The sequence below is a fragment of the Pradoshia sp. Z5_111 genome (assembly GCF_058267535.1).
This window is the reverse complement of record NZ_JBZCPQ010000006.1, coordinates 135712-151949: the sequence shown is the minus strand read 5'-3', so window position 1 is coordinate 151949 and position 16238 is coordinate 135712. Positions and strand designations below refer to the sequence as shown.

Below are 16238 nucleotides of genomic sequence, written 5' to 3'. Positions count from 1 at the left end.
CATTCCATTCCCTATTAAATTATTTTGGTTAACCCAAGAAAAATAAGTACTAAACCCGGAATAAATGAAAAGACCTTTGCCATAATGGAATCCTGCAGATATTTTCCCGCTTTTATACCCACTGTCATTAATAAAGCACTCATACCGAAACAGAGAGTCACCTGAATAAATAACGGATAATGAAGTATACCAGCACCTATTCCAGCTCCAAATCCATCTAATGATAAGGCTAATCCCAGAAAAAAAGCTTCTAATCCAGTAATGGTTCCAGAACGGTCAAAGTCAGCACTTAATGGCTTTTTAAGTATATGAATAACCAGTCCAATAGACTTTATTTCTAATTGGAATAAGGTTCTTTCATTCACATAGGGACAATTATCTTCATTTCGCTTGAAGTAACTTGAAAGTGTCCAAATTCCAAGCACCAGCAAGATAAATCCTCCTAGCTTACCGGTCCAGGAATGTGCCATCAAATGCTCGCTTAACGATCCCATTAACATACCGAATGCTAGGCTCAATGCAGAACAACCGGCAATGATGATGATGGAGCGAATCGGTATACTTACTTTTCGCATTCCATAGGTCATTCCTACACCGCAACTATCCAGACTCACCGCCAATGCCAATAACAATATTGATGCTATGTGCTCCATTTCATAGGGACTCCTTTCCATAATCAATACCCTACTATATGAAAGGAGCCCATCTTATGTTCATATTCAGTTAGGCTAATGGCTGACATTCAGGACAGTAGACGGTCCCTCTGCCTCCAACAATAATTCTTTCCATGTTTGTTCCGCAAATTTTACAAGGCTGTCCTTTTCTTGAATAGGCAAACAGCTCAAGCTGAAACATGCCGATTTGACCTTGGGAATTCACATAGGATCGTACTGTGCTTCCTCCTTTTTCAATGGCGGTAGCAAGAGTTTCCTTAATGGATGTATATAGTTTTTCTATTTCTTCCTTTGTCAAAGTGGATGCCGGACGTTCAGGATGGATACCCGAATGGAACAATGCTTCATCCACATAGATATTACCAAGACCTGCAACTACTCTTTGATCCAATAATACCGTTTTGATAAAACGATTCGTCTTACTGAGTGCTGCACCTAAGTGATCTGGTGTAAATTCATCTGAAAAAGGCTCAGGTCCTACCTTTGAAAGTGGCAGTACGTCTAATTCTGTCCCCTTTGTATGCAGATGCATCGTGCCAAACTTACGGACATCTCTATATCTCAATTCTGTTTGATCCGTAAATTTGAATATAACATGTGTATGCTTATCTGCCGGTTCCGTTTCATCATAAAGGCCATATTTCCCTTCCATCCGTAGATGGGAAACAAGACTGTAATCATCTAAATGGAAAATCAGGAATTTACCACGCCTGCCAATCTCTTGAATGGTTTGCCCTTTCAAAAGCATACGAAACAGTTCAGCATCATCCGGCTCTTTTATAATTTTAGCCCAGCGTATATCCACATCATCAATTGTTTTTCCAAGTACCAGGACTTCGAGGGTCCTTCTGATTGTTTCGACCTCAGGTAATTCAGGCATACCTTTTCACCCCTTTTACTCCTATTTAGCGTCATACCAGGTGTTGCCAAATGAATAGTCCACTTTTAATGGAACTGCTAATTCAATTGCATTTTCCATTTCCTCCGGAACAATTTCCTTTAATATATCCAACTCCTCAGGCGGCGCCTCAAAAATCAATTCATCGTGCACCTGAAGCAGCATTCTTGTCTGTAAATTTTCTTTCTTTAATCTGGCATTCATCCGAATCATCGCCAATTTGATAATATCTGCAGCACTGCCCTGAATTGGTGTATTCATAGCTGTTCTTTCTGCAAAACCGCGAACATTAAAGTTTCGATTATTAATTTCAGGTATATATCTGCGGCGCTGCAATAACGTACTTACATATCCATTTTCCTTCGCCTCTTCTACAATATCCTTCATGTATTGCTGAACACCAGGGAAGCTCTCTAAATAGCGTTCAATGAAAATTCCAGCTTCTTTTCTGGTAATTCCAAGACTTTGTGATAGTCCATAATCACTGATACCGTACACAATTCCAAAGTTCACCGCTTTAGCCTGTCTTCTCATATTCGAAGTCACCTGATCAGCATCGACATGAAATACATCCATAGCCGTTCTTGTGTGGATGTCCATATCTGAATTGAAGGCATCTATCAGGTTTTCATCTCCTGCTATATGAGCCAGAACACGCAGTTCAATTTGAGAATAATCAGCCGCAAAAATGACCCAGCCTTCTTCTGATGGCACAAAAGCCTGTCTGATTTTTTTGCCTTCTTCAAGTCTGATAGGAATATTTTGCAGGTTAGGATCTGTTGAGCTTAGTCGTCCTGTTTGAGTTAATGCCTGATTGAACCTTGTATGGACCTTTTGATCATCATGAATAACTTTTAAAAGTCCCTCAATATAGGTTGATTGCAATTTACCCAGCTGTCTATAATGAAGAATTTCTCGGACAATACTATGCTTGCTCTCCAATTTTTCGAGTACATCTGCTGACGTGGAATAGCCTGTCTTTGTCTTTTTGATAATAGGTAAATTTAATTTTTCAAACAGGATAACGCCAAGCTGCTTCGGTGAATTAATATTAAAGGATTCACCGGCCATTTCATAAATTTTAGCTTCGATGTCCTTTAATCTGCCTGCAAGTTCAGCTCCCATTTCTTTCAAACGGTTCTCATCGACCTTCACACCCGTAATTTCCATTTCAGCCAGGATAAGAGCTAATGGCAGTTCTAAATCCTGCAGCAATCCGATTTGATTGTATTCCTCCAACTGTCTTTCAAGGCTTTCCTTAATCAGTGTTAACGACAAAGCTTTCCGTGCAATATGCTCACCCAATTCAGCAACCGCTGGAATTGAACGTTTCGCTCCTTTTCCATAAAAACTCTCGTCTGTTTGGATATGTCCTGCATTATGTTTTTTAGCCAGATCCGCCATATCAACATCCGGTTCAGCAGGATTTAAAACATAGGATGCCAGATAAACATCAAATTCAATTCCTTTTAAAGCTATTCCCTCATGACTTAAGGCCACAATGCTTTGTTTGGCATCATACACTGTTTTTTTATATTCAGGATTTTCTGCCCACTCTTTAAAAAGAGGGGATCCCGCAGCCTTGTCCTTATCGATAAAGAATGTTCCATTTTCATTTGAAATGGCTAAGCCAATTACTTCAGCTGTATGATAATTCGGATCAAGTAATTCAAGATATAGTGAGGACTCTGCTGTCAGCATATCTTCCGTCACTTCTTCTACTGCCTTATATTCAATCTCTTCAAGCACGGCCATCTCTTCTTCGGCAGCCGGCTCCATTTTTTCAATCAAGGTTGCAAATCCCAGTTCCCTGTATATAGACAGCAGCTTTTCCTGATCTGCACCCGTATAATCAACCGAATCAAGGTTAACCTCAATTGGAGCATTTGTTTCAATGGTCGCCAGCTGCTTACTTAAAATAGCTTGGTCCTTGAATTCTTCCACTTTTTCTTTTAATTTTTTCCCGCTGATTTCATCAGGGGAAGCCACTACCTGCTCAACAGTTCCAAATTGATTTAATAATTTTAAGGCTGTTTTCTCGCCCACACCCGGGATTCCAGGAATATTATCTGAGGCATCTCCCATTAATCCTTTTAAATCAATGATTTGATTTGGCGTTAAGTTATACTTTTCACGAATATGCTCCGGTGTATAATCCTCCATATCCGTAATCCCTTTACGGGTAATACGTACAGTTGTTTTATCCGTAGCAAGCTGGGTTAAATCTTTATCACCGGAGATAATTTGTACTTCATAATCCCCTTTTTCAGCTTCGAGAGCGAGTGTTCCGATAATATCATCGGCTTCATAATTCGTTAACTCATAGCGGGAGATTCCGTATGCATCCAACAATTCTCGAATAAAAGGAAACTGCTCTGATAATTCAGGTGGCGTCTTTTGACGTCCTCCTTTGTATTCTTTATATGTACTGTGTCTGAATGTTGTTTTCCCGGCATCAAAAGCAACTAATATATGAGTCGGATTTTCCTCTGAAATGATTTTGTTGAGCATCATTGCAAAACCATAGATGGCATTAGTGTGTACACCCTTCTCGTTATTCAATAATGGCAATGCAAAAAACGCCCGGTAGGCAATGCTGTTTCCATCGATTAAAATCAATTTTTTCTTCATGGTTACCTCCAGTATCCATATATATATTTTCATTAACATATAGCTTGTTTTAAAAAGCGGCCACCGAATCATTCATCATAACAGGTGTGCCTTATAAATGCTTATATCAGGTTTTGAGATATTTTTCTGATTCAGGTCTTGAAAAAAACCGTCACTCTTACTTACCCACTCTATTTTATCATGACTAGAGTTTGAAAGAAAAATGACGGTTCAGTTCTATTTATTCAATTACAATTTCCGTTCACTTTTAATCCAGTTTCGATTTGCCACAGGATTATTTTGAAATAAGAAGGTTTAGGCACTATATCTGCTTAGCCTGGTATTTAGGAAGTATGATTGTAAAGGTGGTTCCCGCATTCTTTTGGCTTTCTACCGTAATTTCTCCCTCATGCGCCTCCATAATATGCTTAGTTATCGCAAGTCCCAGTCCTGTTCCTCCAGATTCCCGACTACGGTCTTTATCCACTCGATAAAATCTCTCAAATATTCGAGGAATTTCCTTTTCCTCTATGCCAATTCCAGTATCCGCAATGGAAATATAAATTTTATCAGATTCTTCTTTAGCGGTTATCTGCACTTTCCCATACGACGGGGTATAGGAAATCGCATTACTTACAAGATTTAGGCATACTTGTTTAAGCCTGAAAGTATCTGCTTCACACATAATAGGCTTTTTAAAATCCTGAATCTCGAACTGAATATGTTTCTTCGATGCCTTTTTCTCAAGCAAGGCATACGTATCTGATAAAACAGGAACAATATCAATTTCCTGTATATCGAGCTGAAAGCCATGTTGCTCCACTTTTGAAAGTTCCAATAATTCCTTTATTAAAGCCTGCAGTCTGTCGCTTTCCTTTAAAATAATAGATAAGAAATACTCTAATGCCTGCGGATCATGCATGGCTCCATCAAGGAGCGTTTCCGAAAATCCCTTAATAGATGTAACCGGTGTATTCAATTCATGAGACACATTGGCAACAAATTGTTTCCTTACTGACTCTAATTTCTTTAGCTCTGTGATATCATGGAAAACAAGTAGAATACCCTTCCAATCACCCTTAGGTCCCATAATTGGTGCACCATATACCTCGAAATGCTTCCGATCAATTCCAATCGTTAATACGATTTGTTTCTTTAATTTTTGTTCTGCCATAAAGATTTCTTCAATAATCGCATTGATTTCTTCATGTTTGATCACTTTATAATAGAGTTCAGATAAATATTCTTCTTCCTTCACTTTGAAAATATCAATATAGGCATGGTTGATCATACTGATAAACCCTTTATCATCGATTAATAACAGAGCGCTGCCCATATTTTCAATCAGTGTACTCAATCTGTCTTTTTGGATTTCATGAGCAATTTTCATTTCCTGAAGACTTCGAGCAACATTATTAATAGAATGATTAAGAATTCCATTTTCATTATCTCTACCGATATAAGAACGGGCCCGATAGTTACCTCTCGTTAATTCCAGGGCAGCTTTAGTAGCACTTTCTATAGGGATCGCAAACTTCTTAATTAGCTGAAATACAAACAGGACAATCATCACACAGGCGAAGCCTAAACATCCCAAGAGTATAGACCATACTTTTGTATATAGAGAGGAATCTTCATTTGAAACCAATATGAAATAGCCTGTTTCCCCGGTATCCAATGAATATTCATCCATATAGTAATAGGATGGCCCTGTTCTGATATCAGATTTCTTTCCTATTTGACGGTCTGTTCCTATATCCCCCATATATTCTGCAAGGGATGCTGAATCATCCCAGGTTTTCCATCCCGAAGGCTTGTCTGTTTTATACAGGATATGACCATCCTTATTCATGATTAGGAAGGATGAGCGCAAATGAGCATTCAACTTATTAGACTTCACCTCTAACTCGTTGCCATTATCAGCATCACCCAGATATAAAGTCAACAATTGTCCTTCTTCCTTAAGATGACTCATTACAGACTTATCATAATAATAAAGGAGTAATTTCCCAATTAACAAACCAAAGCATAGAAGTATAATGATTGTGATAGCTGCTATCTCTGCTGTTAATTTAAGCTTGAACTTTTTCATTATCTTGGTTCCTCAAGTTTATATCCCAATCCGCGTACAGTTTTAATATAATCAGGCTTTTTCGTATCTTGTTCGATTTTTTCACGTAAGTGACTAATATGTACATCAACTATTCGAGTATCCCCGGCAAAATCATAGTTCCATATCACATTAAGGAGCTGATCTCTTGTCAGTACTCTAGATTTATTCCTGGCAAGATACTCTAACAGCTCAAATTCCTTCGGAGTTAGCTCAAGTAACTCCTCTCTCATATACGCTTCATATCTGTCCGGATATATTTCTAACTCTCCAATTCTCAAATTGCTTGTTTCTTGTTTTTCTAAAGAAGTACCCTGTCCGGAAGAGCTCATCCCAGCTCTCCTGAGAAGAGCCTTCACTCGCGCCACAACTTCTCTCGGACTAAATGGCTTCGTCATATAATCATCTGCTCCCAATTCTAGTCCAAGCACTTTATCGAACTCCTCGTCCTTTGCTGTTAACATAAGAATTGGGGTCATAATTTTATTTTGTCTCAAGATTTTACATATCTCAATGCCATCCAGTTTAGGCAGCATCAAATCTAGAATAATAATATCCGGTGACTCAGCTATAGCCATTTTTTTACCTGACTCACCATCCATTGCTTTAATAACCTGATAGCCCGCTTGCTCCAGATTATAGGTTAGTAAGGTAATAATTGATTGTTCATCTTCCACTACAAGGACTTTTTTACTCATTGGCCCCTCCTGCTATTTTTTCACTATACTAACCATTATATATGAACATACACTTTTGGGTAGTCCAGGATTCGTAACTAAAGGATGCATTATTTTGTGCTACTTCATTTAGTCTCCCCTGAAAAGCACAAAAAAATCGGAAAGTAATACTTTCCGATTTACATAGTAAAACTATTAAGCAAGTACAGACATAACGTTTCGAACAGCTTCGGCAGATTGATCCAACGCTGCTTTTTCTTCATCAAGTAAATCCAGCTCAATTACTTTCTCTATGCCATTTGCCCCCAAAATAGTTGGAACACCCAAGTATATTCCGCTATATCCATATTCACCTTCCAAATAGGCAATAGCAGGAATCACTCTCCGCTGATCCTTTAATATAGCTTCTGCCATTTCTGCAAGTGAAGCTGCAGGGGCATAATATGCACTGCCATTTCCAAGAAGACTAACAATTTCTCCGCCGCCTTTTCTCGTCCGTTCAACTATTTGCTCCAGACGTTCCTTTGGCAGAAGAGTATCTAAAGGAATGCCGCCAGCGTATGAATATCGAACAAGAGGTACCATATCATCGCCATGGCCACCCAATACAAAACCTGTTATATCTTTAACCGACAAGTTTAATTCCTGAGCGATAAATGTACGGAATCTTGCCGTATCTAATACACCCGATTGGCCGATTACACGATTTTTAGGGAATCCGGTTTCCTTAAATACTGTATAGGTCATTGCATCAACTGGGTTCGTAAGAACGATAATATAACTATCCGGAGAATATTTTACAATTTCTTTAGCTACTGAGCGCATAATTTTTTGGTTTGTTTGAACAAGATCATCCCGGCTCATTCCCGGCTTACGTGCAATACCTGCAGTAATGATGACCAGGTCAGAATCCTTTGTATCTTCATAGTTGGATGTTCCAGTAATAGTAGCATCAAATCCTTGCACAGGGCCTGCTTCTGCCATATCTAAAGCCTTGCCCTTTGTAGGATTTTCCATTTGCGGAATATCAATCAACACTACATCCCCAAGTTCTTTTTGAGCTAAAAGAAAAGCGGTCGTTGCTCCTGTAAAACCACTGCCAATGACAGATATTTTTTTTCGCTTAAATACCATTCGAATTTACCCCCCAGTTTTTAAAAGGGGTAATCTTTTTCGAGATTACCCCTTTCCTGAATTATTAATCCATATTTTTTATGAGCTCATCAGCAAATTCAGAACATTTCACTTCACTCGCTCCATCCATTAAACGTGCGAAGTCATATGTAACCACTTTTGTGTCTATCGTTTTTTCCATTGATTGTGTAATTAAGTCAGCAGCTTCATTCCAGCCCAGATGCTCAAGCATTAATACACCTGAAAGGATAACCGAAGAAGGATTCACCTTATCAAGACCGGCATATTTAGGTGCTGTTCCGTGTGTTGCTTCAAAAATAGCATGACCTGTTACATAGTTGATATTGGCACCAGGTGCAATACCAATTCCACCAACCTGTGCTGCCAGAGCATCAGAGATATAATCTCCATTTAGATTCATGGTTGCAACTACATCAAATTCTCTTGGTCTTGTTAAGATTTGCTGCAGGAAGATATCTGCAATGGAATCTTTAACAATAATTTTGCCAGCTGCCTCTGCATCTGCCTGCGCTTTGTTTGCAGCCTCTGTACCTTCTGCTTCTTTAATGCGGTCATACTGTGCCCAAGTGAATACTTGATCACCGAATTCTTCTTCAGCAACTTCATAACCCCAGTTTTTGAAGGCTCCCTCTGTAAACTTCATGATATTTCCTTTATGAACTAGTGTGAGAGATTTACGTCCTTCTTTAATTATATAATTAAGTGCAGCTCTGACAAGGCGTTTTGTGCCTTCTTCAGAAATCGGCTTGATTCCAAGTCCGGAAGTTTCAGGGAAACGGATTTTGGAAACACCCATTTCTTCACGCAGGAAGTTTAATAATTTTTTAACCTCATCAGATCCCTTTGCATATTCAATTCCTGCATAAATGTCTTCTGTATTTTCACGGAAGATAACCATATCCGTATCCTGTGGTCTTTTAACCGGTGATGGAACTCCATTAAAATAACGAACCGGGCGCAAGCAAGTATACAAATCAAGTTCTTGGCGCAAGGCTACATTTAAAGAACGAATTCCTCCGCCAACCGGTGTTGTAAGCGGTCCTTTAATCGCGATTAAATATTCTTTAATAACGTCAAGTGTTTCTTTAGGAAGCCATTCTCCTGTTTGATTAAATGCTTTCTCACCAGCCAAAACTTCTTTCCAAACTATTTCTTTTTCCCCATTGTATGCTTTGTTTACTGCCGCTTCCAGCACTCGTGACGCAGCTGCCCAAATATCAGGACCTGTTCCATCCCCTTCAATAAATGGTATAATCGCCTGGTTTGGCACTTGCAGTACTCCATCGACAACTGTGATTTTTTCTCCCTTACTCATTCAAATCCCCTCCAACATCAATATACAAGGTTAGTGAAACAATCCGTTTCAGCTAACCTTTTCTCTAAATCTATAAATTTAAGTATAACTATCCAGAAGTTAATTAACAAATCATCCTACTATTAATTTTCAGATAATTCAACCTCTTATTAACGGTCTTTAACTGGTATATATTTTTGCATTCCTGGCCCCACATATTCAGCACGCGGACGAATCAATCGATTGTTATCATATTGTTCCAGAATATGGGCTATCCATCCAGACATACGGCTAACCGCAAAAATAGGTGTAAATAAATCATGATCTATACCCAGACTGTGGTATACAGAAGCAGAATAAAAATCCACATTTGGCGGAAGCGGTTTTTTCGAAGTAACCAGCTCTTCGATTTTGGCAGATATTTCATACCATTTCGGTTCACCTGTTAAGTTCGTGAGCCTTTGGGACATTTCACGAAGATGCTTTGCACGTGGGTCCCCTTTTCTGTAGACACGATGCCCAAAGCCCATGATCTTTTCTTTATTTGCTAATTTATTATTTATATAGCTGTCTACATTTTCAACAGAGCCTATTTCAGACAGCATTTTCATAACTGCTTCATTAGCACCGCCATGCAATGGTCCCTTTAGGGCACCAATAGCTGCTGTAACACCTGAATAAATATCCGACAATGTTGCTACACATACACGTGCAGTAAATGTAGATGCATTTAATTCATGGTCCGCATGTAAAACTAATGCTTTGTTAAATGCTTCAATTTCAATCTGTTCAGGCTCTTTGCCATTCAGCATATAAAGAAAATTCTGCGCATAGCCAAAATCTTTACGTGGCGCAATAGGTTCTTCACCTTTACGAATGCGTGAAAAAGCCGGCACAATGGATAGGATTTTAGCTTGCAAACGTATTGCTTTTCTGAAATTTGCTTCTTCATCCATAATATCGGCTTCCTCATCATATAACCCCAATAAAGATACAGCTGTTCTTAATGCTCCCATTGGATGAATCGCATCAATCGGATACATTTTGAAATGTTCAATCATTTCATTAGGAAGTCCTGCATTTGCAGCAAGTTGATTCTTCAAATCTTCCAATTCTAGCTTGTTGGGTAATCTGCGATGCCATAACAAATAAATAACCTCTTCGAAACTTGCGTTTTCAGCCAAATCATCGATATCATAACCGACATATGTCAATGTGTCATCGATAATAGAACTGATTGAAGATGATGTAGCCACTACTCCTTCAAGACCCTTTGTAACAGACATGGTTTTTCTCTCCTTTGCTAGAAATCTCCCCTATGTTCCTGATTTTGGTTGACGAATTGGGTTACCGCTTCACTGTAATGTATGTATTGCCTATATGACTCATCACATTTTATATCTCTTACTTATAAGTAAGCGTTATCATAAGAGCGTAAATTTCACCCAGCATCTCCCACGTTGAACGATTGCTCAGAATAACAATAGATTTCACAAGAATTTTTTTACAAATCTGTGAAATCTATGCCCTGTTTTCAATTATAAACAATTATTTAAAATTTGTGAAACAAAAACACCTTATAAAAACTCAAAAGTATTTTATCTTAATAATTATCTGAAAAAATTAATAAACTGCATGGCAAGATATGCGATCCCAGCTCCGATTAATGGGCCTACTGCTACCCCATTAAAAAGACCAACAGCCAGAATCGTTCCAAAAACAAGTGCCACCGTAATGTGAGGATCATTTACCAAAAGCTGCACACCATTTTTCGCAATTAATGCAACCGCTATTCCCGATAACATGGCAATCCAGGCATACGGTGATTTCATGGCTTCAGTCAGTTGCTTAAACCCTATATGGCCTGTCGCAATCGGCACCAATACAGCAATGGTTATAATCGTAACACCCCAATTAATCCCCTTGGACTGAATATAACTGAACATTTTTCCATCTAAACCGACAATTTTAAATACAAGTAAAAAAAGAACTGCAAATGTAAGAGAACTGTTTTTCGCAAATAATCCTATAGCCAAAAGAATAACTAAAAATATGTATGGACCATACATGATGTTTCATCCTTCCTGTTGAAAAAGTATATCGAATAAAAAAAAACTGATAATTTCAAAAAATACCACTTGTGGTTAATATATGAACTTTCTTTTAATGCTCTTAAAGAATATAATTAAATTCAGAAAGCGAAATAAAGGAGGCTTATATGAACCTTGAACACCTTTATAGAGTTTTACGCTTCTTAGTCGTTATTATCGGGATTTATCTATCCGTTTATTTACTGCTTATCATAGCTAAATATACATATCCATTTATCATCGGTTTTTCATTTGCCTACTTGCTTAAACCTTTTGTTACGTTCTTAACGAATAAACTTAAAATACCAAAAAGTTTATCTGTTATACTCTCTATGCTTGTTACGGTTGCGCTTATTGCTGGTTTAATTACCTTTCTTGTAGCTGAAATGGTTGCCGGGATAACCTATCTGTCAGAAGCATTGCCTGAACATTTAAATACGATGGTAGTATATACACAAAATTACATTACAAATCATTTCATCCCATTCTACGAAAAAATCATATCCTTCTTTAATACTCTTGATACAGGGCAACAGGATACCATTTTGTCCAATATAGAACAGCTAGGGAAAGAAGCTGGTAATACCATTGTGTCGATTCTACAATCATTTTTAGCTTTTTTACCTGTTGTTATTGGCTGGCTGCCTAGTGTGGGAACAGGGGCCATCTTTACTTTATTGGCTACATTTTTTATTGCGAAGGAATGGGATAGATTAATTAATTACAGTAAAAAAATGCTACCAAATAAAGCCATGTACAATCTTAAGAACGTCCTGAAAGAGTTGGAGAAAGCACTATTTGGTTTTATAAGAGCACAGCTGACGTTAATATCAATAACAGCCTTAATTGTTCTGGTTGGTTTATTAATTTTGCGGGTGGATTATGCCATTACAATCGCCCTTATAATTGGATTTGTTGATTTACTGCCCTATCTGGGTACAGGATTAGTTTTTGTTCCTTGGATTATATATGAGTTGATTATCGGCAACTTCGGATTTGCACTTGGTCTTGGTATTTTATATACGGTAGTGATTGTTCAAAGGCAATTCATGGAACCGAAAATCCTTTCCTCAAGCATAGGTCTGGATCCATTGGCTACTTTAGTTTCTATCTTTGTCGGATTTAAGCTAATTGGGTTTTTAGGTTTTATTTTAGGTCCCATTATCTTAGTAATATTGAGTACATTATATAAATTGCATATACTCCATGATTTAAAAGATTATATTATGGGAGTTCAGCCCCCTCCTCCTAAATAAAAGGATGAGGCTGCATCCAACGATTTTCCATCGCCAGAAGCAGCCCCTCATTTATCGAATAATCGTAATCGTTTTGCGTGACTTACTCATATACTTTGTAAGCAGTGCATAAAGGATTGGTTTAAATGCTTTCCGTGTAAATGGCATAAGCAACAAGAATCCTACAATATCACTGATAAAACCAGGCAGCAATAACAGGAAGCCTCCAATTAGAATACAGATCCCGCTATATACTTCTTCACCGGGCATAAATCCTTTACTCATTTGATCCTTTGCACGCTGGATGACCTGTAAGCCTTGTTTCTTGGCCAAGAATACTCCGATAATCCCAGTAAAAAAGATGAGGAAAACCGTCCAGCCAATACCCAAATAAGAACCGGACACCAACAAAACAATAATTTCGATAATTGGTATCAGAATGAAAAATATGGTTGTGAGCTTCATTAGGAACCTCCTTATTGCAAAGTGAAGTGTCTGGCATTTTCCTTTAGTTTAGCATAATTGAGAGATGTGGATAGAAAAAAGAGCTGTTTAAATTAGCAAACAGCTAAGCAAACAGCTCAAATCATGTTTATTACAGAATTCCTGTATTACCTTCGTAAATACGGCCGCTTCGGCTATCTACAGTAATAACCTGGTTGTCCTGTAACACTGTTGTAGCATTTTCAAATCCAACAATAACCGGAATACCCTGGCTTAAACCAACTACTGCAGCATGGCTTGTTAAACCGCCTTCTACAGTTACCAATGCTGCGCATTTTTCAATCGCTGGCATCATATCTTTGTCTGTTGCATTTGTAACTAAAATACAACCTTCTTTTACTTTAGCAATTGCTTCTTCAGCGTTGTTAGCAATAACTACACGGCCTGAAGCAGACTTTCTTCCAATTCCTTGAGCACTTGCTAAAACAGAACCGATCAAGTGGATTTTCATAATATTAGTTGTACCTGATTCATTCACTGGTACACCTGCTGTGATAATAACTAACTCACCAGGTTTCACTAAGTTTTTCTCAGTTGCTGCTTGAACTGCATTTTCAAGCATATCATCTGTAGTAGTTGTACTAGTACCTAAAATTGGATATACACCAGATACTAACGCTAATCTTCTCATCACTCTTTCATCAGATGTGATTGCGATGATAGGTGTTTTAGGACGGTAACGGGAAATTACACGTGCTGTTGATCCACTTTGTGTTGGTGTAATAATAGCTGAAACATTTAAGTTTAATGCTGTATGTGCTACAGATTGTCCAATTGCATCTGTTACATTGTAATCATGGTCCTTACTGCGAGCAGAAAGAATTGCTTTATAATTTAAAGCTGTTTCTGCTTTACTAGCAATATTGTGCATAGTTTGAACAGCTTCAACTGGATATTGACCAGCTGCTGTTTCACCCGAAAGCATGATGGCATCTGTACCATCAAAAATGGCATTCGCTACGTCACTTGCTTCCGCACGAGTTGGACGAGGATTACGTTGCATTGAATCTAACATTTGTGTTGCTGTAATAACCGGTTTACCCACAGTATTGCAGCGTTTAATTAAATCTTTTTGAACAAGAGGTACATCCTCGGCAGGAATTTCAACACCTAGGTCCCCACGCGCAACCATTAAACCATCAGAAACCGCTAAGATTTCTTCAATATTTTCCACACCTTCGTGGTTTTCGATTTTCGGGATGATTTGGATATGACCGGCATTATGATTTTCAAGCAATTCTCTGATTTCAAGAACGTCCGCTCCTCTTCTAACAAAGGAAGCTGCAATGAAGTCAACATCTTCTTGAATACCAAATACGATATCTTCTGCATCTTTTTGTGTAATTCCCGGTAATTTCACAGAAACTCCTGGTACGTTTACACCTTTTTTGTTCTTAATCATTCCAGTGTTAAGAACTTTCGTATAGATTTCTTTTTTATCTTTATCTAAACCAGTTACTTCAAGACCAATTAAACCATCATCGACAAGGATTCTGGATCCTTCATGAACATCATCAATTAAGCCTTCATAAGTGATGGAGAATTTCTCCGGAGTACCAAGTACTTCAGTCATCGAAATGGTAACATCTTGACCCGCTACTAATTCAAACCCACCATTTTCCATGTTGTGTGTACGAATTTCCGGTCCTTTTGTATCAAGTAAAATCCCAACTGTTTTACCAGTTTCTTCTGCAGCCTGGCGAATAGTTTGGATTCTTGCACGGTGCTCTTCATGGCTACCATGAGAAAAGTTTAGACGGGCAACATTCATACCTGCCTCCATTAATGCTTTTAACTTTTCTAATGATTCACTGGCTGGTCCAATTGTACATACGATTTTTGTTTTACGCACGTTGTATCCTCCTATTTACTATTTCTTAATTAAATTGAAAGCTCCTGAGATAATTCATACATTTTTTTGTCAACCACATGAGGTATCTTTAATGCCTCAATAATGTCATAATCAACCAATTTATTGTTAACGATCCCTACTGCGCGGCCGCCTTTTCCATCAAGGAGCAATTCAACTGCTTTAGCAGCCAATCGGCTGGCTAATACGCGATCTGTCGCTGTTGGTGATCCACCACGCTGAACATGTCCAAGAACTGTCACACGCGTTTCGAAGCCAGTGCGGTTCTGGATATCTTCACCGATTTCCATTCCACTGCCAACACCTTCAGCAACAATAATAATACTATGTTTCTTTCCTCTATCATGCCCACGCTTCAGCTTATTAATGATATCATTCATATCATAGTTTTCTTCGGGGATAAGAATAGATTCCGCTCCACCTGCAAGACCTGCCCATAGTGCAAGATCTCCGGCATTTCTTCCCATTACCTCTATAACGTATGTTCTTTCGTGTGAAGTAGCTGTATCTCTGATTTTATCAATAGAATCAATAATCGTATTCAAGGCAGTATCGAATCCAATTGTGAATTCGGTTCCTGGAATATCATTATCAATCGTGCCCGGTACACCTATACATGGAAATCCATGCTCTGTTAAAGCTTTGGCTCCACGATAAGACCCATCTCCACCTATTACAACAAGTCCTTCAATTCCAAATTTCTTCAATTGTTCTATACCTTGCAATTGAACATCTTTTTCCTTGAATTCCGGACAACGAGCTGTATACAGCATTGTTCCGCCTCTATGTATAATATCTCCTACAGATCCGATCTCAAGCTTTTTTATGTTCCCATTTAAAAGACCTTGGTAACCATTGTAAATCCCGTAAACCTCAAGATTATGGTAAATCGCTTTTCTTACAACGGCACGTACTGCGGCATTCATGCCTGGTGAATCTCCCCCACTTGTTAATACACCTATTCTTTTCATGATATCACCCCAAGTTTAGTATTATCTTCATTGAGTACACATCTGTTTATAGCATCTGTATATAGACAGACAGAAACACAATCACGAAATATAGTTGTTTCCGTTTATTCATAATCGCATCCTTATTCTATGATAACAAAAACCTTTCGT

13 protein-coding genes are annotated in these 16238 nt (G+C 38.3%); 1 reads left to right on the top strand and 12 read right to left on the bottom strand.

Annotated features, from left to right (window positions below; genetic code table 11):
* Positions 1 to 14: 14 nt before the first annotated feature.
* The 9 genes from ytaF to AC4D4A_RS13880 all read right to left on the bottom strand — a co-directional run bounded on the left by ytaF (position 15) and on the right by AC4D4A_RS13880 (position 11487).
* The gene (ytaF, locus tag AC4D4A_RS13920; protein WP_490996454.1) at positions 15 to 653 is read right to left on the bottom strand and encodes a sporulation membrane protein YtaF; all 639 of its coding nucleotides are present in this window, start codon (positions 651 to 653) and stop codon (positions 15 to 17) included.
* 70 nt (positions 654 to 723) lie between these two features.
* Positions 724 to 1554 carry a DNA-formamidopyrimidine glycosylase gene (gene mutM / locus AC4D4A_RS13915; protein WP_490996453.1) on the bottom strand — a complete coding sequence of 277 codons (831 nt, stop codon included), beginning with the start codon at positions 1552 to 1554 and terminating at the stop codon, positions 724 to 726.
* Positions 1555 to 1575: 21 nt separating this feature from the next.
* On the bottom strand, positions 1576 to 4203 hold the full coding sequence (gene polA / locus AC4D4A_RS13910; protein WP_490996452.1) for a DNA polymerase I: 2628 nt from the start codon (positions 4201 to 4203) through the stop codon (positions 1576 to 1578).
* A gap of 301 nt (positions 4204 to 4504) precedes the next feature.
* A complete protein-coding gene (pnpS, locus tag AC4D4A_RS13905; protein ID WP_490996451.1) occupies positions 4505 to 6274 on the bottom strand; it encodes a two-component system histidine kinase PnpS in 1770 nt (589 codons plus the stop codon).
* Complete coding sequence (locus AC4D4A_RS13900) at positions 6274 to 6990, bottom strand: response regulator transcription factor (protein ID WP_490996450.1); 717 nt, start codon at positions 6988 to 6990, stop codon at positions 6274 to 6276. The genes pnpS and AC4D4A_RS13900 overlap by 1 nt, the downstream gene beginning before the upstream one ends.
* A 174-nt stretch (positions 6991 to 7164) precedes the next feature.
* Positions 7165 to 8103: a malate dehydrogenase gene (gene mdh, locus AC4D4A_RS13895; RefSeq protein ID WP_490996449.1), complete on the bottom strand. Its 939-nt coding sequence runs from the start codon at positions 8101 to 8103 to the stop codon at positions 7165 to 7167.
* A gap of 64 nt (positions 8104 to 8167) precedes the next feature.
* On the bottom strand, positions 8168 to 9439 hold the full coding sequence (gene icd, locus AC4D4A_RS13890) for an NADP-dependent isocitrate dehydrogenase (protein WP_490996448.1): 1272 nt from the start codon (positions 9437 to 9439) through the stop codon (positions 8168 to 8170).
* 149 nt (positions 9440 to 9588) lie between these two features.
* A complete protein-coding gene (citZ, locus tag AC4D4A_RS13885) occupies positions 9589 to 10704 on the bottom strand; it encodes a citrate synthase (protein ID WP_490996447.1) in 1116 nt (371 codons plus the stop codon).
* A gap of 324 nt (positions 10705 to 11028) precedes the next feature.
* A complete protein-coding gene (locus tag AC4D4A_RS13880; protein WP_490996446.1) occupies positions 11029 to 11487 on the bottom strand; it encodes a DUF441 domain-containing protein in 459 nt (152 codons plus the stop codon).
* Positions 11488 to 11636: 149 nt separating this feature from the next.
* On the opposite strand from AC4D4A_RS13880, the gene ytvI reads away from it, so the two are divergent.
* Positions 11637 to 12764: a sporulation integral membrane protein YtvI gene (gene ytvI, locus AC4D4A_RS13875; protein WP_490996445.1), complete on the top strand. Its 1128-nt coding sequence runs from the start codon at positions 11637 to 11639 to the stop codon at positions 12762 to 12764.
* A gap of 51 nt (positions 12765 to 12815) precedes the next feature.
* Here the strand turns inward: ytvI and AC4D4A_RS13870 are convergent, their stop codons facing one another.
* From AC4D4A_RS13870 to pfkA, 3 genes are all read right to left on the bottom strand, one after another.
* Positions 12816 to 13208, bottom strand: a complete 393-nt coding sequence (locus AC4D4A_RS13870; RefSeq protein ID WP_490996444.1) for an FxsA family protein — start codon at positions 13206 to 13208, stop codon at positions 12816 to 12818.
* Positions 13209 to 13338: 130 nt separating this feature from the next.
* Complete coding sequence (gene pyk, locus AC4D4A_RS13865) at positions 13339 to 15099, bottom strand: pyruvate kinase (RefSeq protein ID WP_490996443.1); 1761 nt, start codon at positions 15097 to 15099, stop codon at positions 13339 to 13341.
* 29 nt (positions 15100 to 15128) lie between these two features.
* Positions 15129 to 16088 (bottom strand): 6-phosphofructokinase, encoded by a 960-nt coding sequence (pfkA, locus tag AC4D4A_RS13860; protein WP_490996442.1) that lies wholly within the window; start codon positions 16086 to 16088, stop codon positions 15129 to 15131.
* Positions 16089 to 16238: the final 150 nt, after the last annotated feature.

Bases quoted from the DNA above. Each gene is read 5' to 3' on its own strand.
- mdh (WP_490996449.1), bottom strand. From the start codon at position 8,103: ATGGTATTTAAGCGAAAAAAAATATCTGTCATTGGCAGTGGTTTTACA.
- AC4D4A_RS13880 (WP_490996446.1), bottom strand. From the start codon at position 11,487: ATGTATGGTCCATACATATTTTTAGTTATTCTTTTGGCTATAGGATTA.
- AC4D4A_RS13900 (WP_490996450.1), bottom strand. From the start codon at position 6,990: ATGAGTAAAAAAGTCCTTGTAGTGGAAGATGAACAATCAATTATTACC.
- icd (WP_490996448.1), bottom strand. From the start codon at position 9,439: ATGAGTAAGGGAGAAAAAATCACAGTTGTCGATGGAGTACTGCAAGTG.
- polA (WP_490996452.1), bottom strand. From the start codon at position 4,203: ATGAAGAAAAAATTGATTTTAATCGATGGAAACAGCATTGCCTACCGG.
- ytvI (WP_490996445.1), top strand. From the start codon at position 11,637: ATGAACCTTGAACACCTTTATAGAGTTTTACGCTTCTTAGTCGTTATT.
- mutM (WP_490996453.1), bottom strand. From the start codon at position 1,554: ATGCCTGAATTACCTGAGGTCGAAACAATCAGAAGGACCCTCGAAGTC.
- AC4D4A_RS13870 (WP_490996444.1), bottom strand. From the start codon at position 13,208: ATGAAGCTCACAACCATATTTTTCATTCTGATACCAATTATCGAAATT.
- ytaF (WP_490996454.1), bottom strand. From the start codon at position 653: ATGGAGCACATAGCATCAATATTGTTATTGGCATTGGCGGTGAGTCTG.
- citZ (WP_490996447.1), bottom strand. From the start codon at position 10,704: ATGTCTGTTACAAAGGGTCTTGAAGGAGTAGTGGCTACATCATCTTCA.
- pfkA (WP_490996442.1), bottom strand. From the start codon at position 16,088: ATGAAAAGAATAGGTGTATTAACAAGTGGGGGAGATTCACCAGGCATG.
- pnpS (WP_490996451.1), bottom strand. From the start codon at position 6,274: ATGAAAAAGTTCAAGCTTAAATTAACAGCAGAGATAGCAGCTATCACA.